We start from the raw sequence: 25775 nt of genomic DNA on the forward strand, positions 1-25775 counted from the left end.
CAGTGCGTATAACAGCGGAGGAAGCTATGAGACCTTAGGCTATGGATACGGACCGGGAGTAGGGAAAGGATTTGACAGATTAATCCATATACTGTCAAGAGCATCCGGGACGCCGGTAATAGCTAATGCGATAGAATACTGTGCCTCCATGGTAAGAGGAAAATTCTTAAAGATAAAAGAAGAAGAGATAGAAAAAGCAGAGAGAGCCGGCTGGATAGTAGAGGTAGCCAAAGAAGCCAAAGAAAAAGAAGAAGAAGTAGAGAAGCCGCCGGAAAAAGTAGTAGAAAGCCAGATAAGCGGAATTGACATATTAGAAATGGAAGATGCGGTAAAGGCCTTGTGGAAGAATAAGATATATGCCTCAAGCGGAATGGGCTGTACAGGCCCTGTAATCCTGGTAGCCAAAGAAGATCATGAAAAAGCAGTAGAAGTCCTAAAAAACAGCGGATTTTTAGGCTAATGCCTAAAAATAAATAAATATGAAATGAAGGAGGATGGAGTTTTAATGAAGAGCGATATCCAAATTGCCCAAGAGGCTAAAATGCTCCCCATTGTTGAGGTGGCTAAAAAAATTGGCCTTACTGAGGATGATTTAGAACTTTATGGCAAATATAAAGCCAAAGTTTCTCTGGATGTTTGGGAAAGAGTAAAGGACAAACCTTGTGGAAAATTAATTCTGGTTACTGCTATCAATCCTACTCCGGCTGGGGAAGGAAAAACTACGACTACAGTTGGTTTAGGACAGGCATTAAACCGGGTTGGTAAGACGGCTATCATAGCTCTACGCGAACCTTCTTTAGGACCCAGCTTCGGGGTTAAAGGTGGAGCTGCTGGCGGCGGATATTCTCAGGTTGTACCCATGGAGGACATCAATCTGCATTTTACCGGTGATATTCATGCGGTATCTACTGCTCATAACCTTTTAGCTGCCTTGATTGACAATCACCTGCATCAGGGTAATGAACTTAATATAGACCCCCGCCAGATCATATGGCGCCGAGTAGTAGACTTAAATGACAGGGCTTTAAGAAATGTTATCATAGGCTTGGGCGGCAAAGCTAACGGAGTACCGCGCGAAACTGGATTTGATATAAGTGTTGCTTCCGAAATTATGGCTTGCCTGTGCCTGGCTAAAGATTTGATGGATCTTAAAGAAAGATTTAAACGCATGATAGTAGCTTATACCTATGACGGCAAACCGGTAACGGCTGATGATCTCAAAGCAGCTGGCTCTCTGGCCTTGTTGATGAAAGATGCTATCAAGCCTAACCTGGTACAGACTCTGGAAAATACTCCTGCCTTTATCCATGGTGGTCCTTTTGCTAATATTGCTCATGGCACCAACAGCTTGATGGCTACCCAGATGGGATTAAGACTTGCTGACTATATGGTAACCGAAGCTGGATTCGGTGCTGACCTGGGTGCGGAAAAATTCTTCAATATTGTATGCCGTTATGGCAATATGAAACCAGATGCCGTAGTTATAGTAGCCACCATCAGGGCTCTTAAAAACCATGGTGGAGTGCCGAAGGATAAATTAGGCGAAGTTAACATGGAAGCATTAGAAAAAGGTGTTGCTAACCTGGAAAAACAATTAGAAAATGTGCAGAAGTTTGGCTTGCCGGTAGTTGTTGCTCTGAACGAATTCCCCACTGATACGCAGGAAGAAGTGGACCTGGTAGTAAAGAAATGCAATGCTTTAGGTGCTGAAGTAGCCGTATCTCAGGTATGGGCTAAAGGTGGAGCCGGTGGAGAAGATCTGGCGCGCAAGGTTATTGCTGCTGCTGAAAAACCGAGCAGCTTTAAATTCCTCTATGAATTAGATATGCCGATTAAAGCTAAGATTGAAAAGATTGCTACCGAAATTTATGGAGCTAAAGGCGTAATCTATGCTCCGAAAGCCGAAAAAGATATTGCTAAAATTGAAGAACTTGGTTATGGCAATCTGCCGATATGTATGGCTAAGACGCAATTCTCACTCTCTGATAATCCGAATCTGAAAGGTAGGCCGACTGGTTTCGAAATTACAATTAGAGAAGCTAAAGTTTCTGCTGGAGCAGGATTTATAGTAGCTTATGCGGGTGAAATTATGACTATGCCCGGATTGCCGAAAGTCCCTGCTGCCGAGAAAATCGATATTCTTCCGAGCGGAGAGATTGTTGGTCTGTTCTAAATATCCAAAGAAAAAGGGTAGCTTGCATGCTACCCTTTTTTATCTTTTGTTTAAAATTAATGAAAGCAATTCTTCTCTGGTTTGATGTCTGGTTTCAAAAAGCCCTCTTAACGCGGAAGTTACTGTTATAGAGCCAGGTTTTCTGATGCCCCGCATAGTCATACACATATGTTCAGCTTCTATTACTACTCCTACCCCGTGGGGATTCAGGGTTTCATATATACAATCGGCAATTTGTGAAGTCAGCCTTTCTTGCAGCTGCGGCCTTTTGGCATAAGCTTCAGCAACTCTGGCCAGTTTACTTATGCCTATAACTTTTCCTCCCCGCGGGATATAGGCAACATGAGCTTTCCCGTAAAAGGGAAGAAAATGGTGTTCGCACATGGAGTATAATGGTATATCTTTTACTAGGACTAGTTCATCGTGAAATTCTGAAAAAGATACTTGCAGGAATTCCCGCGGTTCACACCAGAGGCCGGAAAATATCTCTTCATACATTCTAGCTACCCTTTTGGGAGTATCTCTTAAGCCTTCTCTATCAGGATCTTCACCTATGGCTTCTAAAATCATGCGAAAAGCTTGTTCGATTTTCGGTTTGTCGATCTCTTTACATGCCATTTTTTGTTCCTCCAAACTTTTAGTATTAAAAATAAGCAATTATTTTATATATAGTTTAAGCGCTAATGCCAAAAAGTATTTATTACTGCTGATGCATTCAGCTTAAGTTTAGCATATCGTGTCATAAAAAGTAATTGATAAAAGAAAAAAGCTATATTAAATAATTTTATCAGGATATTAAGGTTTTAGTTATCAGATAGAGGTGGATAAATTTTTAAAATCTTGACATAATAATAGCTGTTTGCGAAAAGGATAAAATAAGAGATACGTAGAAATTTAATATAAATTTTCTTTTGAGGAAGGATGGAGATTGCGTTTAGCTAAATACCTGGCCGAAGCGGGAATCGCTTCCCGCCGCAAAGCAGAAGAATTGATTAAACAGAAAAGAGTAAAGCTGAATGGGAATGTGGTTGAAACTTTAGGGGTGAAGATTGATCCGGAAAAGGATAAGGTTGAAGTTGATGGCAAAGCTGTAAATATAAGTAATGACAAGATATATATTTTATTAAATAAACCGGCTGGCTATATAAGCAGTGTTTATGATCCTCAGGGAAGACCTACAGTCGTACAGCTGATAAAAGACATCGATACCAGGATTTATCCGGTAGGAAGGCTGGATTTTGATACTGAAGGACTGCTTTTACTTACCAATGACGGGGATTTTACCAATCTTATGCTTCATCCCCGTTATGAAATAACCAAAACTTATGAAGCATGGGTTAAAGGCGTAGTGAGTAGTGAAGCATTAAAAAAACTTAGAAAAGGTGTGCTTTTGGAAGATGGGATTACGGCTCCAGCCAAGGTAAGGATCATTAAAAGGGGCCGGAACGAAACTTTGCTGGAAATAAAGATTCATGAAGGAAGAAAGCGGCAGGTAAAACGTATGTGCAAAGCCGTAGGCTATCCGGTGCTAAGGCTTAAGCGAACAGGGTTGGCTTTTTTAAATTTAAATGGGCTTAAGACAGGAGAATACCGGCATTTGCATCCAGATGAGGTGGAAAGGTTAAAGCTGATGGCAGCAGGACGGAGATGTTAAAATGATTTTGGTTTTTACGGGTGATGGTAAGGGGAAAACTACTTCGGCGGCAGGTTTGGCTTTAAGGGCCTGGGGACAAGGAAAAAGGGTTTTGCTGGTTTCTTTTTTGAAATCAGGTTTAAAAAGCGGGGAATTTAAAGCGATAAAAAAGATTAATAGTGAGGATTTTTTAGCTGTTTGTTTTGGACGGGACTGTCCTTATGGTGATGAAGATTGTTGCCCGGGCAGTTTAGAATGTATAGTTTTACCTTCTAATATTAAAGATGGAGATTATGAAATAATAAAGGAGGGGCTAATTTTTGTCGAGGAACAGATAAAAAAAGCTTTTTGGGATATAGTAATATTAGATGAACTTATAAATGTATATAATCTTTTTCCTCTCTACCGGCCGAATATTTTGGCTTTACTTCAAAATACCCTGGTGGATATAGTGGTGACGGGGAGGGAGTGCCCAGCAGAAATAGTTGAACTTGCCCATCTGGTAAGCCAGATAAAGTTTATAAAAAATCCTTACGATAAAAAGATAGAAGCCAAAAGAGGGATAGAGTATTAAGCCGGGGTTTGAGGTTGAGAAAATATGATAAAATAAATAGTAATTAGGTCCGGATTAATTTAAAAATGATCCTGATAGAGAAGTGGGACTGGTAATAGCAGCAATAAAAAAAGGAACCGGAGGGAAGATTTTGAAAAAATTGAGGCTTAAAGTCAGATTTGATTTTATGGGCAAAGCCAGGCAGGGCAAGCTTTTTGGCGGTAAAACCAGCAGTGAGGTAGCTGAAGAGATAAGGCAAAACAAAGTTTCTCTTATGCGCAATGTTCCTATCCAGGGAGTAAATATTGAAGATATTGATATGAGCGGGGAAATCTATTTTGTCTATGATGAATTCAGCGGCCGATCCCTGGCTTATGCCCCGGTAGTGATAACTTTTACGGCCGATTCTTTGGAGGATGCGATAAAGTTTACTATGAAAGAAGAGTTCAGAACGGTTGAAATACTGGAACCGGAAGAACTGGTCTTATCTAAATTAGATATAGGAAGGATTTTGTTGAAAATTGCTGAGGAAATGGCTAATTACAAGTTTTATCTGGAGAGGAAACTGGATAACTGGAAGTAGTAGCTCTTTGCGGGGAGGTAAATAAATGGGGAAAATTTCACTTGATGATATAGTTAAGGCCGTAAATGATTTGCCGGCTTTGCCTGCGGTAGTTATTAAAGTGATGAAACTGGCGGAGGATCCAAATTCTACGGCTCAGGACATAAATAATGTTTTAACCCAGGATCAGGCTATGACAGCCAAGGTCTTAAAACTTGCCAATTCTGCTTTTTATGGATTTCCCAGGCGTATTGCTACTATAACTGATGCCACGGTTTTTTTGGGTTTTAAGACTATAAAAAGTATAGTTATGGCAGCTTCGGTAAGTGATATCTTAAACCGGGAAATGTCTGGTTATGCTTTAGAACACGGGGAGTTGTGGAAACATTCCCAGTGTGTAGCTATGGCTGCCCGCCATATTGCGCGCCGGGTGAAGTTTGCCCAGCTTGATCTGGCCTACACCAGCGGCTTATTGCATGATATAGGAAAAGTTATCCTCAATAATGCTATGAAAGAATCTTATCATGAGGTAGTAGCCAAAGTAAGTGAAGGTAATATTGATTTTATAGAAGCGGAGAATGCCGTTTTAGGCTTTAATCATGCCCTGGTAGGTTCCAAAGTGGCGGAAAAGTGGAACCTTCCCTGGGAACTTGTCGATACTATTGCTCACCACCATTATCCGGAAAAAGCAAAAGTTAACCCGGTTTTAACTTCCATCGTTCATCTGGCAGATGCTGTTTGCGTATCTATGGGCATAGGTATAGGTATAGATGGCATGCTTTATGCAGTTTCAGCAGAAGCTTTGAAAATTCTAAAAATGGAGGAAGAAGATATATATGCCATAATTAATGAGCTTACTGATATTTTCTCTGATGAACAGAGCTTTCTTGTTAACCAGAAATAAGGACATTTTATTTATGCATATGCTGCTAAATGTCCCTGTTTCTGGTTATTTTTTTAACAGAATGTTAATTTTTAAAAACCGGCGAGAAAACCTCTAGAATTTTATTTTTTTTAGTAATATACTTTTTTATTATATTACTTTATATATTGATTTTGCGACAAATAAATTTAAGGAGAGAAGAATTTTTTGGCAAGTACGATTATTTTTTCCGGTGGATTTGGAAGCGGCAAAAGCGAGATAGCGTTAAATTTTACCCTGGAAAAAAAAGGAGAAGACAATAGAGAAACCATATTAGCTGATTTAGATTTAGTAAACCCTTATTTTGCTTCCCGGGAAATGAAAGGCTTTTTACAGGCCAGGGGGATAAGGGTACTGGCTCCGGCTGGAGAACTGGTATTTGGAGATGTACCTAGCATACCGTCTGAAATTATTGGACTTTTGCAGCAGGAAAACCGCATTATTATTGACCTGGCAGGTGATGAGGTAGGAGCAGTTGTACTGGGATATATCAGGGATTATTTGTTGAAGAGAAAGGATTTGGAATTTTTTCTGGTCATAAATCCTTACCGGCCTTTTGCGGGCGATGTAGAAAGTATAAAAGAATTGAAAAATTGTTTAGAAAAGGCTTCGGGCCTTAATTTTACTGGCATTATAAGCAATCCTAACCTGGTAGAAGAAACTACCGTACAGGTAATAAATGACGGGCATAATAAGGTTTTGCAATATGCTGAAGAATTAAATCTCCCGGTAAGATATTTGACAGTGGAAGAAAGGTTTTATGAAGAACTGGTAGTTTATTACCCGCAGCTGTTAAAGAAAATAAAGATTAATTTAAGGCCACAGTGGATATAGTTTATTTACATAGGGGGAAAAGGGAGTATGGCAAGAGGGATATTAACTTTTCATATGGACCGCTGTAAAGCATGTGAGCTCTGTGTACATTTTTGCCCTAAAGGGACTTTAGGGTTAGATAAGAAGATTATAAATGCTCTGGGCTATCATCCGGTTACGGCTGTAGATCCTGAAAGCTGCACCGGCTGTGGCACATGTGCCCTTATGTGTCCTGATTTAGTTATCGAAGTGGAAAGGGAGTGATGGTAGTATGGAAAAAGTCCTGATGAAAGGAAATGAAGCTTTAGCTGAAGGTGCTATAAGGGCAGGATGCAGGGCATATTTTGGTTATCCTATTACGCCATCAAGTGAGATTGCTGAATATATGGCACGCAAATATCCTAAAATAGGCGGTGTTTTTTTGCAGGCCGAAAGTGAACTGGCCGCCATAAATATGGTATATGGAGCTGCTTCTACTGGAGCCCGGGTTATGACAGCTTCTTCGGGACCGGGTATAAGCCTTAAACAGGAGGGTATTTCATTTATTGCCGAAGCTGAGCTGCCTTGTGTTATAGTCAATATATCGCGCGGAGGTCCGGGTTTAGGAGGTATTCAGCCGGCTCAATCTGATTATTTCCAGGCTACCCGGGGTGGAGGCCATGGTGATTATCATACCATGGTTTTAGCCCCAGCTAGTGTGCAGGATATGATGGATTTTGCTATGGAAGGTTTTGAGCTGGCTGATAAGTACCGCATACCTGTGATGATAATGGCCGAAGGAACCCTGGGACAGATGATGGAGCCTATTATTTTAAGGGACCCTGTTACTCCGGGTTATGAAAAACCCTGGGCAACTACCGGATGTAAGGGAAGAAAGCCTAATGTTATTACGACTCTGCATTTACCTCCTGAAGAGCTGGAACAGAGGAATAGATATTTAAAAAGTAAATATGATTTGATAAAGGCCCGAGAAAAGAGAGCTGAAACCTTTATGACCGAAGATGCCAAGTTGGTTCTGGTAGCTTTTGGACTTATGTCCCGGGTAGCTAAAAGAGCAGTTATGGAAGTGAGAAAAAGAGGAATAAAAGCAGGACTTATAAGGCCTATAACTTTATGGCCTTTCCCTGATGAACATATAGTAGAAGCTGCGGAAAATGGAGCTAAACTGTTTTTATCTTTAGAGATTAATATGGGGCAGATGGTAGAAGATATAAAATTAGCCTTGAATGGCCGCTCACGCGTGGAATTTTACGGAAGAATAGGTATTATTCCTAATCCCGAAGAGATTGTAGGTGTAGTTATGCAGATAGCAGAAAGGGAGGGGCTGTAATGAAGGTGGTAGCTAAAAGGCCAGAAAGCCTCTATGATAAAAAATTTCATTACTGTCCGGGATGTACACATGGCATTATTCACCGGGTAATAGCAGAATGTATCGATGAAATGGGACTCCGGGAAAAGACGATTGGTGTTTGCCCGGTAGGTTGCGGGGTATTAGCTTATGAATATTTTAATTTTGATATGTTGGAAGCTGCCCATGGTAGAGCTCCGGCTATAGCTACGGGAATAAAACGCATGCTCCCCGAAAATTTTGTTTTTACTTATCAGGGCGATGGGGATTTAGCTTCCATCGGCATGGCCGAAATTGTTCATGCTTCGGCCCGGGGAGAAAATATAACGGTAATTTTTATCAATAATACTATTTACGGTATGACAGGCGGGCAGATGGCTCCAACTACCTTGATAGGCCAGGTTACTACCACTTCCCCTTATGGTCGCAAACCTGAACTGGCAGGTTATCCGGTAAGGATGGCAGAACTTCTGGCTACTAATGAAGGTTCGGCTTATATTTGCCGTACATCGGTACATAATCCGGCTAATGTAAATAAAACTAAAAAAGCTATAAAAAAAGCTATACAAACCCAGCTGGAAGGTAAAGGTTTTTCTATGGTGGAGATTTTATCCACCTGTCCGACGAACTGGGGAATGAGCCCGCTTAAAGCTTTAGAAAGGGTAGAAAAGGAAATGATTCCCTACTTCCCCTTGGGAGAATTTAAGGTAAAAGAATAAGGAGGTATGGAAGGATGGAAGAAAAACAAGTCTTGTTTGCAGGTTTTGGAGGGCAGGGAGTTCTTTCTATGGGACAGTTTTTAACCCATGCTGCCTTAAGTGCCGGTAAACATGTATCCTGGGTTCCTTCTTATGGAGCAGAGATGCGGGGGGGGACAGCCAATTGCCTGGTTACTATATCCGATGAAGAAATAAGTTCTCCTATAACCGAAAATCCCCTTATGGCAGTTATATTAAACCGTCCTTCTCTGGACAAATTTGAAAACAAGATAAAGCCTAATGGAACCCTGGTAATCAATTCTTCACTTGTGGACCGTGAACCTAGAAGAGATGATCTTGATGTATTAAAGCTTCCTGTTAATGAGCTGGCAGATAGACTGGGAAATCCCCGGGGAGCTAATATGATACTTCTGGGGGCTTATTTGGAAAAAACGAAAGTAGTAGAAGTGGAAAAGGCTCTGGAATATTTCGATGTTATATTTAAAGGCAAAAGTGAGGAAGTTATAAGAAAAAATAAAGAGGCTTTTTTGGCCGGAGTAGAATATGCGCGCCAGCACTGGTAGAGAAAAATGTTAAGTTAAGATTACTGGTTATACCTCTAGCCTGCAGGTTCAGGCGAGAGGTTTTTTATTTAGGGATAAAGTTTAATCCCCGGGCATAATATAGGAGGAGAAAATGCTTCCGGGGTGAATGAAGTGAAGAGAATAGGGGATAAAGTGGAAAAAATTTTATTGCGCACCATAGTAATAACCGCTTTAATTATAGTTATAGTACAGGGGCTTATGGTAAAAGAGCCTTTCCGTTTATATTTAAGCTGGGGAGAACGCTTAGAGGGGCAGCGCATTGAATATCCTGTAAATAAAGTAGATTATGGAGGAGAAAATGAATTTGAGGTCAAATCTCCCTATGCTTTTGTGGTTATTAAAGCGGAAAAATATGACAGCCTGCCCGAGGCGGTAGTTTTAGTCAATAACAGGGAAGTAAAAAGGTTTACAAGTAATGAAATTAAGCTGAAGGTTATGGGGGGAGATAGAGTAGAAATTGATTCTACCTTCTATAATGTTCCGGTGGAATATAAAATAAAGGATGTTTCCCCTAACTTATCCTATCCGGAAAAAGGCATGGTATACAGGTCGAACGGAGGCCAGGATGGTGGTATGGTAATGATTGGGGAGATTATAGTAAAATAAAAAAAGATATAAAATATGAAGGTGGGATAAGTTTTTATGGAGGTAGGCAGTAAAGCAGTAGCCAGTTCTGCTATAAAGATGGCCTTGACGGCTACCCGACAGGAAGAAAATATTTTAAAGGATGAACTTTACAGCAAATATGGAATAAAAGCTGTGGCGGTTGATTACGGGGGAGAATTTATTACTTCGGTAGGTAAAATTGTGGAAAGGTCGGTAGTAGCTGCCAAAAGAGAAGGGGTAATAAAAGATACGCATGCGGAGGAAGGAGCCGTAGCCGGGGCAGCCAGGGAAGCTATTGCTCAGCTTATGCCTAAAGCGCTGGGACTTAATGTGGGTGGTAAAATAGGCATTGCCAGATATAAAGACCATGTCAGTGTAGCTATATTTTTGGGTATTGGGCTTTTGCACCTTGATGAGGTAGCTATAGGTTTGGGACATCGGGCAGTTTCTTAAATTAACTAAAGCGGAGTTGGTGAGATTTGAAAGTTAGAGGTATAAGAGGAGCTATAACGGTAGAAAAGGATACGCCGGAAGAGGTGCTGGAGGCTACCAAAGAATTGCTTTTTAAGATAAAAGAAGAAAACGATTTTGCGGTTGAAGATATAGCCAGCATACTTTTTACCGTAACTTCTGATGTTCGTTCTATTTTTCCTGCCCAGGCTGCCCGCATGATTGGCTGGGATAAAGTACCTTTATTATGTTTCCAGGAGATAGAAGTTCCGGGCTCGCTCCCCCGGTGTATAAGGGTTCTGGTACATATAAATACCGAAAAGAGCCAGGAAGAAATCAAACATATCTATTTACGAGAAGCCCGAAAATTGCGCCAGGATTTGGTAAGTTAAAGGGGAAGGCTATTCCCCTATAACTTTTATGATAACCCTTTTTCTTCTTCGTCCATCAAATTCGGCATAGAATATTTCCTGCCAGGGCCCTAAATCCAGATCCCCATCGGTTACCGGTACTATAACCTGGTGGTGGACCAGAATGCTTTTGAGATGAGCATCCCCGTTATCTTCGCCCGTACGGTGATGGTTATAATCAGGGCCGAAGGGGGCTATTTTTTCCAGCATATTATCTATATCCTTGAGTATACCGCTTTCATTGTCATTGACGAAAACCCCTGCACTTATATGCATGGCACTTACCAGTATAAAACCTTCTTTTATGCCGCTTTTTTTGCAGGCTTCCCTTACTTTATCGGTTATGCGTATATATTCTCTTCTTTTTTCGGTATTAAACCATAGATATTCGGTATAGGATTTCACGATAAATCCCTCCTTATGTGCTTTTATTTTTCCCCTTCTACTAACTTTACTCTTGTCTGTTTTAATAACGGCAATTCCTGCCTTATCTTATCTACCAGGGATGGATCAAGGGTTGCCAGGATAACTTCTTCTCCGCTTCCTCCTTTGGCTATTACTTTTCCCCAGGGATCTACGATCATGGAATGTCCCCATACTTTAAAGGAAGCTTCCTGGTTTCGAGCCGGGGAGGCGGCAATAACATAAACCTGGTTATCTACTGCCCGGCAGCGCATTAAGAGTTCAAAATGATCCTTACCGGTTTTAAGGCTGAAGGCAGCAGGAATAATGAGCATTTTAGCCCCTTTTAAAGCAGCCAGCTTGGCCCACTCAGGAAAGCGACAGTCGTAGCATATGAGAACAGAAAAAGGTATTTGGGGATGAGGAATCACATTTATTTCGTCTCCCGCCGCAAAGACATCTGATTCCCGGAAGGTTATCTTATCCGGGATATCGACATCAAAAAGATGGGCTTTGCGGTATATTCCTTTAAGATCACCTTTATCATCAAAAATGAAGCTGCTGTTGTATATTTTTCCCTCGCTATCTTTTTCCGGGATAGTTCCCCCCACCAGATATATTTTATGTTCTTTAGCCTTTTTTTGCAGAAAGAGGGTGGTAGGACCCGGATAAGTTTCGGCATAGGAAGGCAGGATATCTGTTTGATAAGGGGCGTTGAAAATTTCGGGCAGCACTACCAGCCTGGCTCCTTTTTTTACGGCTTCGCTTATCATTTCCCCGGCTTTTTTCAGGTTATTTTCTTTTTCTTTTTCTATTTTCATTTGACATACAGCTACTTTAAGGTTGGCCATTTATAAAAACTCCTTTAATCGGGGTTTGACCGGTGGTCAATATATCTTTTAAGGACTATAAACAGATTTTTTTACTAATTATATACCATTTTATTGTATTATACTAATATAGCCAGCTTAAACAGATGGTTTGGTATTAATAAAATCGGGAAATATAAGTAAAGAGATTCAGGTTTGATGGAGGAAAAAACTTATGCGCCCATTTAAACTGGCAGCAAAAGAGAATAAGGATAAAAATACGATAATCGAAATAAACACACCAGGGAGCAGGGTTTACATCGGTGAAGGTTATTGTACGATTATTGCCGGTCCCTGTGCCGTAGAAAACCGTGATGATTATATAAAACTGGCTAAATTTCTTAAAAGTGCGGGAGTACATATGTTAAGGGGTGGCCTTTTCAAACCCCGCACCTCACCTTATTCTTTCCGGGGCCTGGGGCGGGAAGGACTTGATATAATGGTAGAAGCCAGGGATATAACCGGGCTCCCCCTGATAACTGAAATTATGGATGTAAGAGATTTGGATATTTTATATGATTCTATCGATGTTTTTCAGGTAGGTAGCCGTAATATGCAGAATTTCACCCTTTTAGATGAACTGGGAAAAATAGATAAGCCGGTTTTGTTAAAAAGGGGTTTGTCAGCAACTATTGAGGAATGGCTTTTGGCTGCTGAATATATTTTAAAGGGTGGTAATGAAAAAGTAATTCTCTGTGAGCGGGGAATAAGAACATTTGAGCCTTATACCCGCAATACTTTGGATATAGGAGCTGTAGCTCTTGTAAAGCATCTATCCCACCTGCCGGTACTAGTTGATCCTAGCCATGCCACTGGCAAATGGGAACTGGTTACACCGGTAGCCAAAGCAGCTATAGCTGCCGGGGCAGACGGAGTTATGGTAGAGGTACATCAGGATCCTGATAGAGCTCTATCTGATGGTAAACAATCTTTAAATATGGATAATTTTTTGCGCATGATGAAGGAACTGCAAAAATTAGCCACTATAGAAAATAAAAAGATAGACAGAGATTGAGGAGAGGAAAAAACAGAGAGGGTGAAGAGGGTTTGGAATTTGCTATTTTAAAAGATATAGCCATAATTTTTGCTTTGGCCGTAGGGGTTCTTTTTATATGCCATCGGCTTAATATACCTGTTATTGTAGGTTTTTTACTTACCGGTGTACTGGCAGGACCGCATGGGTTAGGGCTGGTAGAAACCTCTGAACATGTACATGTAATAGCTGAATTTGGGGTAATCCTTCTTCTTTTCAGTATAGGACTGGAATTTTCTTTTAAGCATTTGGCCAGTATAAAAAAGACTATTTTACTGGGAGGAAGTATACAGGTAGGGTTAACTATTTTGTTTACTTTTATTCTGGCCGAGCTGGCAGGCCTTAAAGCCAATCAGGCGGTTTTTTTAGGTTTTTTAGTCTCTTTGAGCAGTACAGCTATTGTCTTGAAACAGCTTACGGAAAGGGCTGACATAAATACCCCGCACGGCAAAACGGCCCTGGGAATACTTATTTATCAGGACATAATCGTAGTTTTTATGATGCTTTTTACTCCTTTTTTAGGCGGTGGGGAAAATGTAGGACCTGTAACATCGATTCTTTTGAAAACAGTTTTAATAATTGTCGTAGTTATGCTGCTGACTCTTTATATAATTCCTCCTTTGCTTTACCAGATTACCCGTACCCAGAGCCGGGAACTTTTTATGCTCAGCATTATAGCTATCTGTTTTTCGGTAGCCTGGCTCACTTCCAGTGCCGGGTTATCTCTGGCCTTAGGGGCTTTTTTAGCCGGGCTTATTATATCGGAATCTGAATACAGCCATCAGGCCCTGGCTAATATTATGCCTTTTATAGATACCTTCACCAGTCTCTTTTTTGTTTCTATAGGGATGCTTTTGGATATTAATTTTTTAGCTCAGCATCTAGGAATTATTATCCTATTGAGTTTGGGAATATTTTTAGGTAAAAGCATAATTTCGGCTATCGCTACTCTGCTTCTGGGTTATCCCCTGCGGGTAGCGATTCTGGCTGGATTAATCCTGTTTCAGGTAGGAGAATTTTCTTTTATCCTGGCCCAGGTAGGTATAGAGCATCAGCTTATAAGTATGGATATATATCAGGGTTTTCTGGCAGCAGCGATTATAACCATGATGCTTACTCCTTTTGTAATTAATATGGCTCCACGGGTAGCAGTAGCTATCTACAAGCTTCCCTGGCCCCAGCGGCTTTTGCGCGGCTCCCTGCCAGAAATAGAGGAGCTGGAAGAAGAACTTAATCTGGAAGACCATCTGGTTATTATAGGCTATGGCCTTAACGGCAAAAACTTATCCCGGGCTGCTGCGTATGCCGGTATACCTTATGTGATACTGGAAATAAATGCGGATACCGTAAGAGAGGAAAAAAAGAAGGGAGAACCTATATATTACGGGGATGCTACCCATGAACTGGTATTAAAACATGTAAATGTGGAAAAAGCGCGAGTAGTGGTAATAGCTATATCTGATTCAGCTGCTACGCGCCGGGTTACCTATATAGCGCGCAAGCTAAGCCCTATGGCCTACATTATTGTGAGAACCAGGTTTGTAGCTGATATGCATGACCTCTATGAATTAGGGGCTGACCAGGTTATACCTGAGGAATATGAAACTTCCATTGAGATTTTTGCCCGCGTACTGGCCAGGTATATGGTGCCTCATGAAGAGATAGAAGCCTATATTGAGTCCGTGCGCCGTGAAGGGTATGAAATGTTTCGCAGCCTGTCGCGTGAAGAATTAAAAATGATGAATAGGCCTGACTTTTTCCAGGGCATGGAAATAACCAGCATAAGAATACCTTATAACTCTATCCTGGCAGGGAAAAAAATTGAAGAGGTAGAAATCAGAAAAAAATATGGGGTTACAGTGGTAGCCATCCAGCGTGAAAAAGAGATCATACCCAATCCAGGAGGACATGATTTGATTTTGCCGGATGATATCCTGTTTTTGCTGGGCGAAAAAGAAAAACTGCATAGTTTTATTCACCGTTTTTTGCCTGGCAGATAAAAGGAGCTATTGAATTTTAACCCCGATTAATATAACCTATTATATGTAGGATGGTATAAAATAATAAAAAAAGTAGGACGGTAGGATGGTGGGAATATAAGCAGAGTAGCTCTGCCATTGGTGGGCCTGTTTATACTGCCAATGGTTTTATTTTGAGCTTTTTCTCACCCTCCGCAAAAAAAGGAGGTAGTTGCTGGATGATTATTGTAATGAAAAAGAATGCATCTGCAGAACAAATTGAAGCCGTAGTAGAAAAACTGCAGGAAAAAGGGTTTAAAGCCCACCTCTCGGAAGGGGTTGAGAGGACAATCATTGGAGCCATTGGGGAAAGAACCCAGGCTATTATGGATTATTTCACCCGTCAGCCCGGAGTAGAAAAGGTTGTGCCTATTTTGCAGCCTTTTAAACTTACTTCCCGGGAATTTCAGCCTGAGCCTACCTGCATAAAAGTAGGGGATGCAGTTATAGGTGATGGCAGCCTTACCATAATTGCCGGACCCTGTGCTGTAGAAGGAAGAGAAGCTTTTCTGGAAGTAGCTCAGGCGGTAAAAGAGGCAGGGGCTACTATGCTGCGCGGAGGAGCTTTTAAGCCACGCACTTCGCCTTACTCTTTTCAGGGATTGGAAAGAGAAGGCCTGGAAATACTGGCTGAGGCCCGTGAACTTACCGGCCTTCCAGTGGTAACTGAAGTTATGGATCCGCGCATGATTGATATTGTGGCCCAGTATGTAGATATTCTGCAGGTAGGAGCCCGTAATATGCAGAACTTCTTTCTTTTACGGGAATTAGGCAAGGTAGATAAGCCGGTACTTTTAAAGCGCGGGCTTTCCTCTACTATTGAAGAATGGATAATGGCGGCAGAATATATCATCTCTTCCGGTAACAGCCAGGTTATAATGTGCGAAAGAGGTATCCGCACCTTTGAAAAATATACCCGCAATACCCTTGATTTAAGTGCCGTGCCTTTGATAAAGCAGCTTACCCATCTGCCGGTAATAGTTGATCCCAGCCATGGCACGGGAAAATGGGAACTGGTTGAACCTATGGCTGCTGCTGCAGTAGGAGCAGGATGTGATGGCATCATGGTAGAAGTACATCAAAATCCAAGTGAAGCCTTATCAGATGGACCTCAGTCGTTAACTCCTGATAACTTTGCCTCGATGGTAAAGAAGGTAAAAATGCTGCATCAAGCGATGCAAAAAATTTCCTAAGGATTGGGATTATGAAAAAAAACCTGTTTATAATCGGATTGGGACTTATAGGTGGTTCTCTGGGACTGGCTCTTAGGGAATCACCTCTTGTTAATAAAATATGGGGTTTTGATGTAGACCAGGAGGCGGAAAAAAAAGCTTTAGAGCTGGGAATTATAGATGAGGCTTTGCCCCTGCGCGAAGGGGCCAGTCAGGCCGGGGTGGTGTTTTTATGTACCCCTTTGCGCACTTTCCCTGCGATTATTGAGGAAATAGGTGATGTGTTAAGGCCTGAAACCCTGATAACCGATGTAGGAAGCACTAAAGAAAATGTTATGCATATTTTTAAAAAACTTCCCCGGGGGGTGTGGGGCATAGGGGGACATCCCATGGCCGGCTCGGAAATAAAAGGTATAAATGGAGCAGACCGCTATCTTTTTGAAAATGCAGTTTATGTACTAACTCCCCCTCCCGATGTTCCGGAGGAAGCTTTAGGCTATCTCCAGGAACTGCTCGTTTTTACCGGAGCCCGGGTAAAAATTATGGAGGCTTCTTATCATGACCGCCTGGTAGCTACTATAAGCCATGTTCCGCATCTGGCGGCAGCTGCTCTGGTGAATCTCACCGAAGGAAAAGATGATAACCTGATGATGGCGGCGGGAGGTTTTAGGGACACTACGCGCATAGCTTCTTCCAGTCCTGAGCTGTGGCAGGACATACTTTTTTCCAATCGCGAGTATGTGGGGGAAAAATTGGAAGCATTTATTGCCCTATTATCGCGTATGCGTAAGGCGCTGGCTGATGATGACCGGGAAGCCTTATATAAAGAGCTTAAACAGGCCAAAATAATAAGAGACCAGATACCCCATAAGAGGAAAGGACTTCTGCCGGAGTTTTCCGAAATAGTATGCATAGTACCTGACCAGCCTGGGATAATAGGCAAAATAGGGGAAATTTTAGGCAGTGCAGACATAAATATTGTGGATATTGAAATTTTGCGTGCCCGGGAAGGGGATGGAGGTTCTATACGCATAGGGGTAAAAGACAGGGAAACAGCTGAAAAGGCTGTGGAGCGTCTGAAGTCCTTTGCTATAAAAGCCTGGGTAAGATGAGGAGGAAATGGTTTGTTAAAGAGGATAATAAAATCCCGAGGATTAAAAGGAGAGATAAAAGTAGCGTCTGATAAATCGATATCGCATAGAGCTGCCATTTTTTCCGCTTTGGCACGGGGAGAAAGTGTTATACACAATTACCTGGAGGCTGCCGATACGATTTCGACTTTAAACTGTCTGCGCCTTCTGGGAGCCAAAATAGAGCATAATAGTGCTGAGGTGCGCATTAAAGGCGAGGGCTTACATGGACTTAAAGAACCGGATACGGTTTTGGATTGTGGAAATTCCGGAACTACTATGCGCCTTTTGACCGGCCTTTGTGCATCATATCCTTTTTTTACGGTTTTAAGTGGTGACCATTCTCTCAACAGGCGTCCGATGAAAAGGGTTATACTTCCCCTGACCTTGATGGGAGCGGAGATAGAAGGACGGGCTAATGGCAATTATCCCCCTTTGGCGGTAAAGGGTAAAAGGCTTAAAGGGATAAAATATGATCTGCCGGTAGCCAGTGCGCAGGTAAAATCAGCCTTATTGCTGGCAGGGCTTGATGCTGAAGGAGAAACGGTAATCAGCGAACCTGTAAAGTCGCGGGATCATACGGAAAGAATGCTTCAAGCTATGGGAGCTGATTTAAAAGTAGATGGCCTTACTATAACCTTACAGCCCGGAAAAGAGCTTGGGCCACAGGAATTTTTAGTCCCCGGAGATATTTCCTCAGCTGCCTTTTTTATGGTGGCTGCTGCTTTAGTTCCCCATTCGGAAATCTTGATAAAAGAAGTAGGAATAAATCCTACCCGTGCTGGCATTATTGAAGTTTTAGAGAAGATGGGAGCCTGCATAAAACTGGAAAACAGGAGAACGGTAGGCGGGGAGCCTATTGCTGATATAGCCGTAAAAAGCTCTGAACTTAAAGGGATTAGTATCGAGGGAGAGATAGTACCGCGGCTTATTGATGAAATCCCGGTACTGGCAGTAGCTATGGCAGCAGCTCAAGGCACTTCTGTCGTAAGAGGAGCGGAAGAACTTCGCGTAAAAGAAACTGACCGCATAAGAGCGATAGTATCAGAACTGGGCAGGATGGGAGTAAGTATTGTCGAATTGGAGGATGGCTTTATTATTGAAGGAGACCGGGAAAAGATAAAGGGGGCGGAAGTTAAAAGCTTTGGGGATCACCGTATAGCTATGAGCCTCGCGGTAATGGGACTTATAGCCGAAGGCGAGACGGTTATAGAAGGCACTGAAGCAGTAAATATTTCTTTTCCCGGGTTCTGGGATATAATGACTAGACTGGCGGGATAAGAGAATCTCTTTTTTCCCTTTTGATGCTGTGATAAAATAAGAAAATGTAAAAGGTGATAAAATTATGAAAATAGCTATTGATGGACCAGCAGGGGCAGGCAAAAGTACGATCGCCCGCCTTTTAGCCCGCAGGCTGGGTATTATATATATAGATACAGGAGCCATGTACAGGACCCTTACCCTAAAAGCCCTGCGTCAGGGAATAGATCTGAATAATGAAAATGAGCTCTACCAGCTTATTTTGCATACCGATATAGATTTTTTTTATAATGGAGAAGAACAGAAGGTATTGTGTGATGGCGAAGATGTAACTGAAGATATAAGGAAACCTGAAATTACCGCCCATGTTTCCCGGGTCGCTTCTTTTCCCCGCGTAAGGAAAATAATGGTAGAAAGACAAAAAAGGATGGCGGATAAGGTTTCCGTAGTTATGGATGGCAGGGATATAGGGGAGTGTGTGCTTCCTGATGCTGATTATAAATTTTTCCTTACCGCCAGTATTGAAGAAAGGGCTGAAAGGCGTAGGCGGGAGCTTATAGCTCAGGGTTATGATATAGATCTGGATAGGCTAAAAGAAGAAATAAAGAAGCGGGATGAGGCGGATGCCAGCCGTGAAGTAGGAGCTTTAAAAATACTGGAAGATTCTATTGTCATAGATACCAGTCATATGAGCATAGAAGAAGTAGTAGATAATATGATGAAGATAATTGGGGAGAAGTAGGAAATGTTTTACCGTTTAGCCTGGCTGATTATGCGCTTATTTTTCACCCTGTTAGGCCTTAAGATTGAAGGTACTGATAAGTTGCCTGCTAAAGGGGCAGCCATTATTGTTTCCAATCATGTTAGCAATTGGGATCCTATTGTGGTAGGAATAGCTTTTAAACGCCCGGTTTATTTTATGGCCAAAGCAGAACTTTTTCAAAACAAACTGGGGAGAGCTTTTTTTACGGCTCTTAATGCCTTTCCGGTAAAAAGGGGTAGTGCGGATAGAGGCGCTATAAGAAAGGCTATAAGTATTCTGGAAGAAGGTAAGGTTTTGGGGATTTTTCCAGAGGGAACCCGCAATAAAACCGGTGCCAGTATGGAAGCCCAGAATGGAGCAGCTATGCTGGCATTAAAGACGGGAGCTCCGGTAATTCCCGTAGCCTGTATAGGTACGAAAAGCCTTCTGCCCTGGGGATGGAAGAAGCCGCTTGTTTTAAGGGTAGGAAATCCTATATATCTGGAAGAGTTTAAGGGGCAAAAGATTAATTCTGCTCTTCTAAATCAGGTAAGTGAAAGAATAATGCAGGAAATCGAAGCCCTTTTATCAAAATAAGCAGGATTTAGATTTTTTTTTGCGAATATTATAAAAATGTTAGCGGGGTGTATGAGATTGCAGGTTTACCTGGCAGAAAAAGCAGGCTTTTGTGCGGGGGTTAAAAGAGCTTTTGCCCTGGCGGAAAAAGCTGCCAGCAAGCCTGGTAAATGGTATACGCTGGGTAGTTTGGTACATAATAAGGAAGTTGTAGAGTATTTTGCGCAGAAAGGTATAAAAACGGTAGAAAATATTGACCAGATAGAAGAAAATGCCGGCTTAATAATAAGATCACACGGAGTAGCTCCAGAAGTGATAGAGCAGGCGAGGGCTAGAGGCATAATAATAGAAGATGCTACCTGCCCTCTGGTAAAGAGGGTGCATGAAATGGTAGCCCTCCTTAAAAGGGAGGGATATGTCATAGTTATATTCGGGGATAGAAATCATCCGGAAGTAGAAGGGATTTTAGGCTATTGTGGTTATGATGCGCAGGTGATAAGGAGTGCGGAAGAGGCGCTGAGTATAGATAATGCTCCCAGGATAGGGCTGGTATCCCAGACTACCAAAGATGAGGAGGATTTTTACCGCGTAGCTTCTGTTTTAGTAAAAAAGGCACAGGAATTAAGGATTTTTAATACTATATGCCCGGCTACCCGGGAAAGACAGGAAGAAGCTTTAAGCCTTAGCCGCAAAGTAGATCTTATGCTGGTAATCGGTGATGAGACCAGCTCTAATACCAATACTCTTTATGAAGAATGTAAAAACACCGGGGTAAAGACCTATAAGATACAGAAGGCAGAACAGATTGAAGAAGAATGGCTTAAGGGAGTTAATGCTGTAGGGATAACCGCAGGAGCTTCCACCCCGGATTGGATAATTAAGGAGGTTGTTGATAAGATGGCAGGTTATAATAGTGGAGAAAAATATAACGAAGGGGTGGAAGAATCGTTTGTCCGCCTGGAAGCGGAAATGGCAGATTTTACCCCTCCCGAAAGAGGGGATATTATAAAAGGGGTAGTAGTAGAAGTCCGGGATAATGAGGTAATGGTAGATGTAGGGGGAAAATCAGAAGGGGTTATTCCGTTGAGGGAGCTTACGGTCAGAGAAGTGAATTCGGCTAAAGAAGTAGTTAAGGCAGGAGATGAGATCGAAGTATTAGTCTTAAAATGGGATGATGATGGAACTATCCTTTTATCCAAAAAAAGAGCCGATATGGAGAAGGCATTAGAGCGTCTGGAAGAAGCCTATAAGAGCGGGGCAGTTATAGAAGGAACCGTAATTGATACGGTAAAAGGAGGGCTTCTGGTTGATGTAGGGGTAGTGGCCTTTTTGCCTGCCTCGCATCTGGAAGAAGGATATGTAAAAGATTTAGATGCCTATAAAGGTAAAAAACTGGATTTTAAGGTGATGGAATTTAACCGCCATAAAAGAAAAGGGTCGCAGGTAGTTCTTTCCCGCAAAGAAATAGTGGCTGAAGAAAAGGAAAGGAAGAAACAGGAATTATGGCATAATATAGCGGAAGGACAGATAAGAAAAGGAATAGTTAAACGCCTAACTGATTATGGGGTGTTTGTTGATTTAGGAGGGTTTGAAGGGCTTTTGCATGTATCCGAACTTGATTATAAGCGGATTGAACATCCCTCTGATATTTTAAAAGAAGGACAGGAAATAGAAGTAAAGGTTATAGGACTTGATCCGGAAAAAGAAAGGATTGCTTTAAGCCGTAAAGCTTTGCTGAGAAGCCCGTGGGAAATGGTAGGAGAAAAATACAAGGTAGGAGATATCATTGAAGGTACAGTAGTAAGGCTGGTTCCTTTTGGGGTTTTCATCCAGGTGGAGCCGGGTGTAGACGGCCTTTGCCATATTTCCCAGCTGGCCAACAGGCGAGTAGAAAAGCCGGAGCAGGTAGTAAAGTTAGGAGAAAAGGTAAAGGTTAAGATACTGGATATAAATATTGAGGAAAAGAGGCTTAGCCTTTCAATTAAAGAAGCGCTTGATGATATTGATCGCCGGGAAGTAGAAGCTTATTTAAAAAGTCAGGAATAGATTTTTAAGGTGAGGTGGAAAGAAGGAAGATGCCTATATATGAATTTAAATGTGCTGCCTGTGGTAAAAAATTTGATCTACTTCTTTCCTTAAAAGAAAGAGACAAAAAGGTAAAATGTCCGGAATGCAGCTCTGACCAGGTAGAAAGACAGTTATCCAGCTTTTTTGCTCCCGGAGCAGGAGGAGCTTCCTGCACGGCAAGCAGTTGTGCGGGCTGCAGCGGATGTGGCGGTTCTCACTAAAATAAAAACCGAAGAGAGGATAGGCTGCTTTAGGCAGTCTATTTTTATCCCTGCAGGCAGCCAGGATAAAGTTACGGGGGGATAAGAAGGTGAAGAAAGCGACGGGGGTTATTTTAGCTGGAGGTAAAAGCTCACGCATGAATTTCAACAATAAAGCTTTTTTATATATAAGAGGTAAAAGGATTATTGAGATAATACGGGATAAGTTTGTTTCCTTTTTTGAAGAAACTATAATAATAAGCAATGACCCTTGGCTTTATGAATATTTAGGAGTTCCTGTATACAGGGATGTTTATCCTGGGTTAGGTCCTATGAGCGGGATTCATGCCGGGTTAACTTATGCCAGCCATGATGCGATATTTGCCTTAGCCTGTGATATGCCTTTTATAAACATGCAAATGGTAGATTATATGCTGGAAAAGCTGAACAGTTATGATGCGGTAGTTCCCCGCATAGATGATTTTCTCCATATGACAGCTGCAGTTTACAGCCGGAGATGTTTACCACAATTGACCTATAATTTGCAAAACCAAAAATTGAAGATGGCACTCCTGTTTGCCGAATTAAAAGCTTTGGCTCTTGAGGAAGAGGAAATCCAGATGTTTGGAGATAAGTCGGAAATGTTTCATAATATCAACCAGGAAGAAGATTTGCTGAAGGCGGAAAAAATAGCAAGGAGGTTATTATTATAAGAGGCAAACGTAAGGAAGAACATATCAATATTGCGCTACATTCCCAGGATGGACCTAATACCAATGGTTTTGAAGAAGTTTATCTTTTACATCATTCCTTGCCCGAGCTTTCTATGGAAGAAATAGATCTTTCCTGTGAATTTCTGGGTAAAAAACTCAATTTACCTCTGGTTTTGAATGCCATTACCGGGGGGACTCCGCGGGCAGAGGATATAAACTACCATCTGGCCTGTATAGCTAAAAAATATGGTATGGCTATGGCGGTAGGATCACAAACCATAAGCATTGATGATCCCGGATCAGCATCTACTTTCCGCATAGTAAGGGAGATAAATCCTACCGGGGTAATTATTGCCAATATGGGAGCAGGCCGTCCGGTAGAAGATGCCCTGGCTGCTGTAGAGATGATAAATGCCGATGCCCTGCAGCTTCATTTTAATGTTCCGCAGGAACTGGCTATGCGGGAGGGAGACCGCTCTTTTAAAGGTATCATTGATAATGTGGCCCGGATTGTAAAGGAGTGTCCTGTACCGGTAATCGCCAAGGAAGTAGGGTTTGGTTTTTCCCGGGAAAGTGTTTCTCTTTTGTATGGAGCAGGGGTGAATATAATTGACGTGGGAGGTATGGGGGGAACTAATTTCATAGTTATTGAAGATAAAAGAGGAGGAATGTTTGGAGGAGAGCTTGATAACTGGGGAATACCGACTGCCCAGAGCCTGGCTGAGGTACTTAGCTTAGGGCTTCCTTTGACGGTTATCGCTTCAGGAGGGATAAGAACTGCTCTGGATGCGGCCAAAGCCCTGGCTATGGGGGCTGATCTGGTAGGCATAGCCGGTTCTTTTTTGAAGGTTTTGTTAAGAGAAGGAGCCGATGTACTTGATAATGTGGTGGCGAACATGGTTTATCGGCTAAAAGCAGTTTTTCTTATGACCGGAGCCGACAATATAGAAAGGATAAAGACCAGGCCGGTTATTATAACCGGGAGGACGGGGGAATGGCTTAAACTTAGAGGAATTAATCCGGAATGGTGGGCAAGAAGGTAAAAATCAAATGCCAAAGGAGGAAAAGGCTTGGCTAAAAAAGCACATTTTATTATCGCCGTTTTTATTCTGGCAGCAGTTTTGCTTCCCTTCTGGCCGGCAGCAGCAGTAGGTCTGCACCAGGCGTATTTTACTGTAGGGAAGAATGAATTTTGGATTGATAATAACCGCTATCTTATGGATGTATATCCTTATATCAAAAACAGCCGGGTTTATCTCCCTTTAAGGTTTGCAGCTTATGCTGTCGGGCTTAGGAATGAAAATATTGTGTGGGATAGCAATTTGCGTACAGCGATATTAATCTATGGGGACAAAAAAGTTAAAGTTAAACCGGGAAGCAGTATTTTATATGTTAACGAACAACAGATAATAATGGATGTAGTTCCGGAGATATACCAGAACCGGCTTATGCTTCCCCTGCGCTGGATTGCGGAGGCTCTGGGAGCTAGGGTAGAATGGGACGGGAAACAGCAGAAGGTTACGGTAATTTATGAGGATAAGATGGAAGATACAGCATTAATTGAGAACAAAGAAAATAAAATTGAGTACAGTGCCGATAAAGGCGAGGTTATAGTTAAGCAGTATACCTGGGAAGATAAATATAAAGGTGAGTGGAACTGGAAGGTTAATATACCGCAGACGGTATATGACTATTATAGAAGTAAACCGAGAAGGCATGAGGAGTTAGAAAATAACTATAAAAACGATATAGCAAGGCTTCGGGAAAAGGAGAACCGGCTTAATCAAGAATTAGAATACTGGTACTGGTATTACCGTATATATCCAGGTGACTCTCCGCAAGAAGCGGCCTATAAATACCGGGCATTGAATGAAGTGATTGCCCGCATTAACAGGGAAAAGGATAAGCTTATCCTGGAATATGAGCAAATAAGGAGTTTTTATCAAAAAGAAGCAGCCCGTATGATAAAAGAAGGCTATGTGCCTTATGTAACCGAGGAGGTTAATTTTAAACTGGTTGCCAAGCTTGCAGAATCGCTGGTAAGTAAATTTACCGGCAGCATGAAAGATAAAATAGAATTTGTCGCTTCCTTTGTGCAGGAAGCTCTGCCTTATGTGCCGGAAGAAGGTGAATATCCCAAATATCCGGTTGAAACCCTGATCGAGGGGGGAGATTGTGAAGATAAGGCGATACTCCTGGCTGCTTTTTTGAAGGCTATGGGATACAAGACGGCTCTTATAATTTTTGATGGTGATCCCGGACATGCAGCTGTAGGTGTGGAATGTCCGGGTGCTTTCGGAAGCTATTTTGAAAAAGATGGGGTTAAATATTTTTATATTGAGACTACCAATAAAGGATGGCGGTTAGGACAGATTCCTCCTGAATATAAAGGTAAAAGCGCCCTGGTTTTTCCCGTTCCCTAGACCCAAAAACAAAGAAAGGCGCGGGGTTTTATGCCCCGCGTCAGATTGCAGACAAACCCGCTTTTAGATTAGCACCTCTAAAAGCGGTTTTGTCTACAATCTGAACTAAAATCAATAGCTTCTTCTATTAAGCGTAAAAGATGATCTTTGGGCACTAGATCATCTATACTTACAATTTCCAGTTGATTTATGGTTTCACGATTCTTTTTGCTTAACATTTTCATCCCCCATTACTTGCTTATTTTTTTAATTTGTTACTTTTTTAGGAATTTATTGCTCTATTTCCTTTATATATTATAAATAAAATAAAAACGGCTGCCAACAATGACTTTGTCGACAGCCTGAAAGCCTTAACTTTTTAAAGGTTAAGGCTTTTTTACTTAATTTAATCAGGGAG

Annotated in this window: 28 protein-coding genes and 1 pseudogene; 26 read left to right on the forward strand and 3 right to left on the reverse strand. The window is 41.8% G+C overall.

Annotated elements, in window-relative coordinates; translation table 11 throughout:
* Together BUB92_RS08335 and BUB92_RS08340 are read left to right on the forward strand one after the other, a co-directional pair.
* A pseudogene (locus BUB92_RS08335) lies at nt 1–460 on the forward strand (glycine/sarcosine/betaine reductase complex component C subunit alpha); the annotation flags it as partial.
* Between the two features lie 45 nt (nt 461–505).
* Complete coding sequence (locus BUB92_RS08340) at nt 506–2173, forward strand: formate--tetrahydrofolate ligase (protein ID WP_073092773.1); 1668 nt, start codon at nt 506–508, stop codon at nt 2171–2173.
* A gap of 39 nt (nt 2174–2212) precedes the next feature.
* On the opposite strand, the gene folE is transcribed toward BUB92_RS08340, so the two are convergent.
* Nucleotides 2213–2791, reverse strand: a complete 579-nt coding sequence (gene folE, locus BUB92_RS08345) for a GTP cyclohydrolase I FolE (RefSeq protein WP_073092776.1) — start codon at nt 2789–2791, stop codon at nt 2213–2215.
* Nucleotides 2792–3101: 310 nt separating this feature from the next.
* Between folE and BUB92_RS08350 the strand changes: the two genes are divergently transcribed.
* The 12 genes from BUB92_RS08350 to aroH all read left to right on the forward strand — a co-directional run bounded on the left by BUB92_RS08350 (nt 3102) and on the right by aroH (nt 10755).
* Nucleotides 3102–3827, forward strand: coding sequence for a pseudouridine synthase (locus tag BUB92_RS08350; RefSeq protein WP_073092778.1), 726 nt, complete (start codon nt 3102–3104; stop codon nt 3825–3827).
* A gap of 1 nt (nt 3828) precedes the next feature.
* Nucleotides 3829–4380: a cob(I)yrinic acid a,c-diamide adenosyltransferase gene (locus BUB92_RS08355; RefSeq protein ID WP_073092780.1), complete on the forward strand. Its 552-nt coding sequence runs from the start codon at nt 3829–3831 to the stop codon at nt 4378–4380.
* Nucleotides 4381–4510: 130 nt separating this feature from the next.
* A complete protein-coding gene (locus BUB92_RS08360) occupies nt 4511–4942 on the forward strand; it encodes a hypothetical protein (protein WP_084728427.1) in 432 nt (143 codons plus the stop codon).
* Between the two features lie 25 nt (nt 4943–4967).
* Nucleotides 4968–5825 (forward strand): HDOD domain-containing protein, encoded by an 858-nt coding sequence (locus BUB92_RS08365; protein ID WP_073092784.1) that lies wholly within the window; start codon nt 4968–4970, stop codon nt 5823–5825.
* 186 nt (nt 5826–6011) lie between these two features.
* Nucleotides 6012–6677 carry a hypothetical protein gene (locus BUB92_RS08370; RefSeq protein ID WP_073092786.1) on the forward strand — a complete coding sequence of 222 codons (666 nt, stop codon included), beginning with the start codon at nt 6012–6014 and terminating at the stop codon, nt 6675–6677.
* A 27-nt stretch (nt 6678–6704) separates the two neighbouring features.
* Nucleotides 6705–6920, forward strand: coding sequence for a 4Fe-4S binding protein (locus BUB92_RS08375; protein ID WP_073092789.1), 216 nt, complete (start codon nt 6705–6707; stop codon nt 6918–6920).
* A 7-nt stretch (nt 6921–6927) separates the two neighbouring features.
* The gene (locus BUB92_RS08380) at nt 6928–7986 is read left to right on the forward strand and encodes a 3-methyl-2-oxobutanoate dehydrogenase subunit VorB (protein ID WP_073092791.1); all 1059 of its coding nucleotides are present in this window, start codon (nt 6928–6930) and stop codon (nt 7984–7986) included.
* Entirely contained in the window at nt 7986–8723 is a 738-nt protein-coding gene (locus BUB92_RS08385) for a thiamine pyrophosphate-dependent enzyme (protein WP_073092794.1), read from the forward strand. Before BUB92_RS08380 ends, BUB92_RS08385 begins: the two co-directional genes overlap by 1 nt.
* Nucleotides 8724–8737: 14 nt before the next feature.
* Nucleotides 8738–9286, forward strand: coding sequence for a 2-oxoacid:acceptor oxidoreductase family protein (locus BUB92_RS08390; protein WP_073092796.1), 549 nt, complete (start codon nt 8738–8740; stop codon nt 9284–9286).
* Between the two features lie 123 nt (nt 9287–9409).
* Nucleotides 9410–9913 (forward strand): hypothetical protein, encoded by a 504-nt coding sequence (locus tag BUB92_RS08395; RefSeq protein WP_073092798.1) that lies wholly within the window; start codon nt 9410–9412, stop codon nt 9911–9913.
* Between the two features lie 36 nt (nt 9914–9949).
* A complete protein-coding gene (locus BUB92_RS08400; RefSeq protein WP_073092801.1) occupies nt 9950–10366 on the forward strand; it encodes a HutP family protein in 417 nt (138 codons plus the stop codon).
* A gap of 26 nt (nt 10367–10392) precedes the next feature.
* Nucleotides 10393–10755, forward strand: coding sequence for a chorismate mutase (aroH, locus tag BUB92_RS08405; protein ID WP_073092803.1), 363 nt, complete (start codon nt 10393–10395; stop codon nt 10753–10755).
* A gap of 9 nt (nt 10756–10764) precedes the next feature.
* On the opposite strand, the gene BUB92_RS08410 is transcribed toward aroH, so the two are convergent.
* Together BUB92_RS08410 and BUB92_RS08415 are read right to left on the reverse strand one after the other, a co-directional pair.
* Nucleotides 10765–11178 carry a secondary thiamine-phosphate synthase enzyme YjbQ gene (locus BUB92_RS08410; RefSeq protein WP_073092806.1) on the reverse strand — a complete coding sequence of 138 codons (414 nt, stop codon included), beginning with the start codon at nt 11176–11178 and terminating at the stop codon, nt 10765–10767.
* A gap of 23 nt (nt 11179–11201) precedes the next feature.
* Nucleotides 11202–12026: a carbon-nitrogen hydrolase family protein gene (locus tag BUB92_RS08415; RefSeq protein ID WP_073092808.1), complete on the reverse strand. Its 825-nt coding sequence runs from the start codon at nt 12024–12026 to the stop codon at nt 11202–11204.
* Nucleotides 12027–12219: 193 nt separating this feature from the next.
* On the opposite strand from BUB92_RS08415, the gene aroF (BUB92_RS08420) reads away from it, so the two are divergent.
* From aroF (BUB92_RS08420) to BUB92_RS08475, 12 genes are all read left to right on the forward strand, one after another.
* On the forward strand, nt 12220–13059 hold the full coding sequence (gene aroF / locus BUB92_RS08420) for a 3-deoxy-7-phosphoheptulonate synthase (protein WP_073092811.1): 840 nt from the start codon (nt 12220–12222) through the stop codon (nt 13057–13059).
* Nucleotides 13060–13091: 32 nt separating this feature from the next.
* A complete protein-coding gene (locus tag BUB92_RS08425) occupies nt 13092–15077 on the forward strand; it encodes a monovalent cation:proton antiporter family protein (protein ID WP_073092839.1) in 1986 nt (661 codons plus the stop codon).
* 197 nt (nt 15078–15274) lie between these two features.
* Nucleotides 15275–16288, forward strand: coding sequence for a 3-deoxy-7-phosphoheptulonate synthase (gene aroF / locus BUB92_RS08430; protein WP_073092812.1), 1014 nt, complete (start codon nt 15275–15277; stop codon nt 16286–16288).
* 11 nt (nt 16289–16299) lie between these two features.
* A complete protein-coding gene (locus BUB92_RS08435) occupies nt 16300–17379 on the forward strand; it encodes a prephenate dehydrogenase (protein ID WP_073092815.1) in 1080 nt (359 codons plus the stop codon).
* A gap of 12 nt (nt 17380–17391) precedes the next feature.
* Nucleotides 17392–18678, forward strand: a complete 1287-nt coding sequence (gene aroA / locus BUB92_RS08440; RefSeq protein ID WP_073092817.1) for a 3-phosphoshikimate 1-carboxyvinyltransferase — start codon at nt 17392–17394, stop codon at nt 18676–18678.
* Between the two features lie 64 nt (nt 18679–18742).
* A complete protein-coding gene (gene cmk / locus BUB92_RS08445) occupies nt 18743–19399 on the forward strand; it encodes a (d)CMP kinase (protein ID WP_073092819.1) in 657 nt (218 codons plus the stop codon).
* 3 nt (nt 19400–19402) lie between these two features.
* Complete coding sequence (locus BUB92_RS08450) at nt 19403–19996, forward strand: lysophospholipid acyltransferase family protein (RefSeq protein ID WP_073092821.1); 594 nt, start codon at nt 19403–19405, stop codon at nt 19994–19996.
* A gap of 51 nt (nt 19997–20047) precedes the next feature.
* Complete coding sequence (locus tag BUB92_RS08455) at nt 20048–22021, forward strand: bifunctional 4-hydroxy-3-methylbut-2-enyl diphosphate reductase/30S ribosomal protein S1 (protein WP_242939031.1); 1974 nt, start codon at nt 20048–20050, stop codon at nt 22019–22021.
* Nucleotides 22022–22050: 29 nt separating this feature from the next.
* Entirely contained in the window at nt 22051–22263 is a 213-nt protein-coding gene (locus tag BUB92_RS08460) for an FmdB family zinc ribbon protein (RefSeq protein ID WP_073092827.1), read from the forward strand.
* 89 nt (nt 22264–22352) lie between these two features.
* Entirely contained in the window at nt 22353–22955 is a 603-nt protein-coding gene (mobA, locus tag BUB92_RS08465) for a molybdenum cofactor guanylyltransferase (RefSeq protein ID WP_084728426.1), read from the forward strand.
* On the forward strand, nt 22952–23998 hold the full coding sequence (fni, locus tag BUB92_RS08470; RefSeq protein ID WP_073092830.1) for a type 2 isopentenyl-diphosphate Delta-isomerase: 1047 nt from the start codon (nt 22952–22954) through the stop codon (nt 23996–23998). The genes mobA and fni overlap by 4 nt, the downstream gene beginning before the upstream one ends.
* Before the next feature lie 27 nt (nt 23999–24025).
* Nucleotides 24026–25378, forward strand: a complete 1353-nt coding sequence (locus BUB92_RS08475) for a stalk domain-containing protein (protein WP_073092833.1) — start codon at nt 24026–24028, stop codon at nt 25376–25378.
* Nucleotides 25379–25775: the final 397 nt, after the last annotated feature.

The organism is Thermosyntropha lipolytica DSM 11003, from assembly GCF_900129805.1.
GTDB lineage: Bacteria > Bacillota > Syntrophomonadia > Syntrophomonadales > Syntrophomonadaceae > Thermosyntropha > Thermosyntropha lipolytica.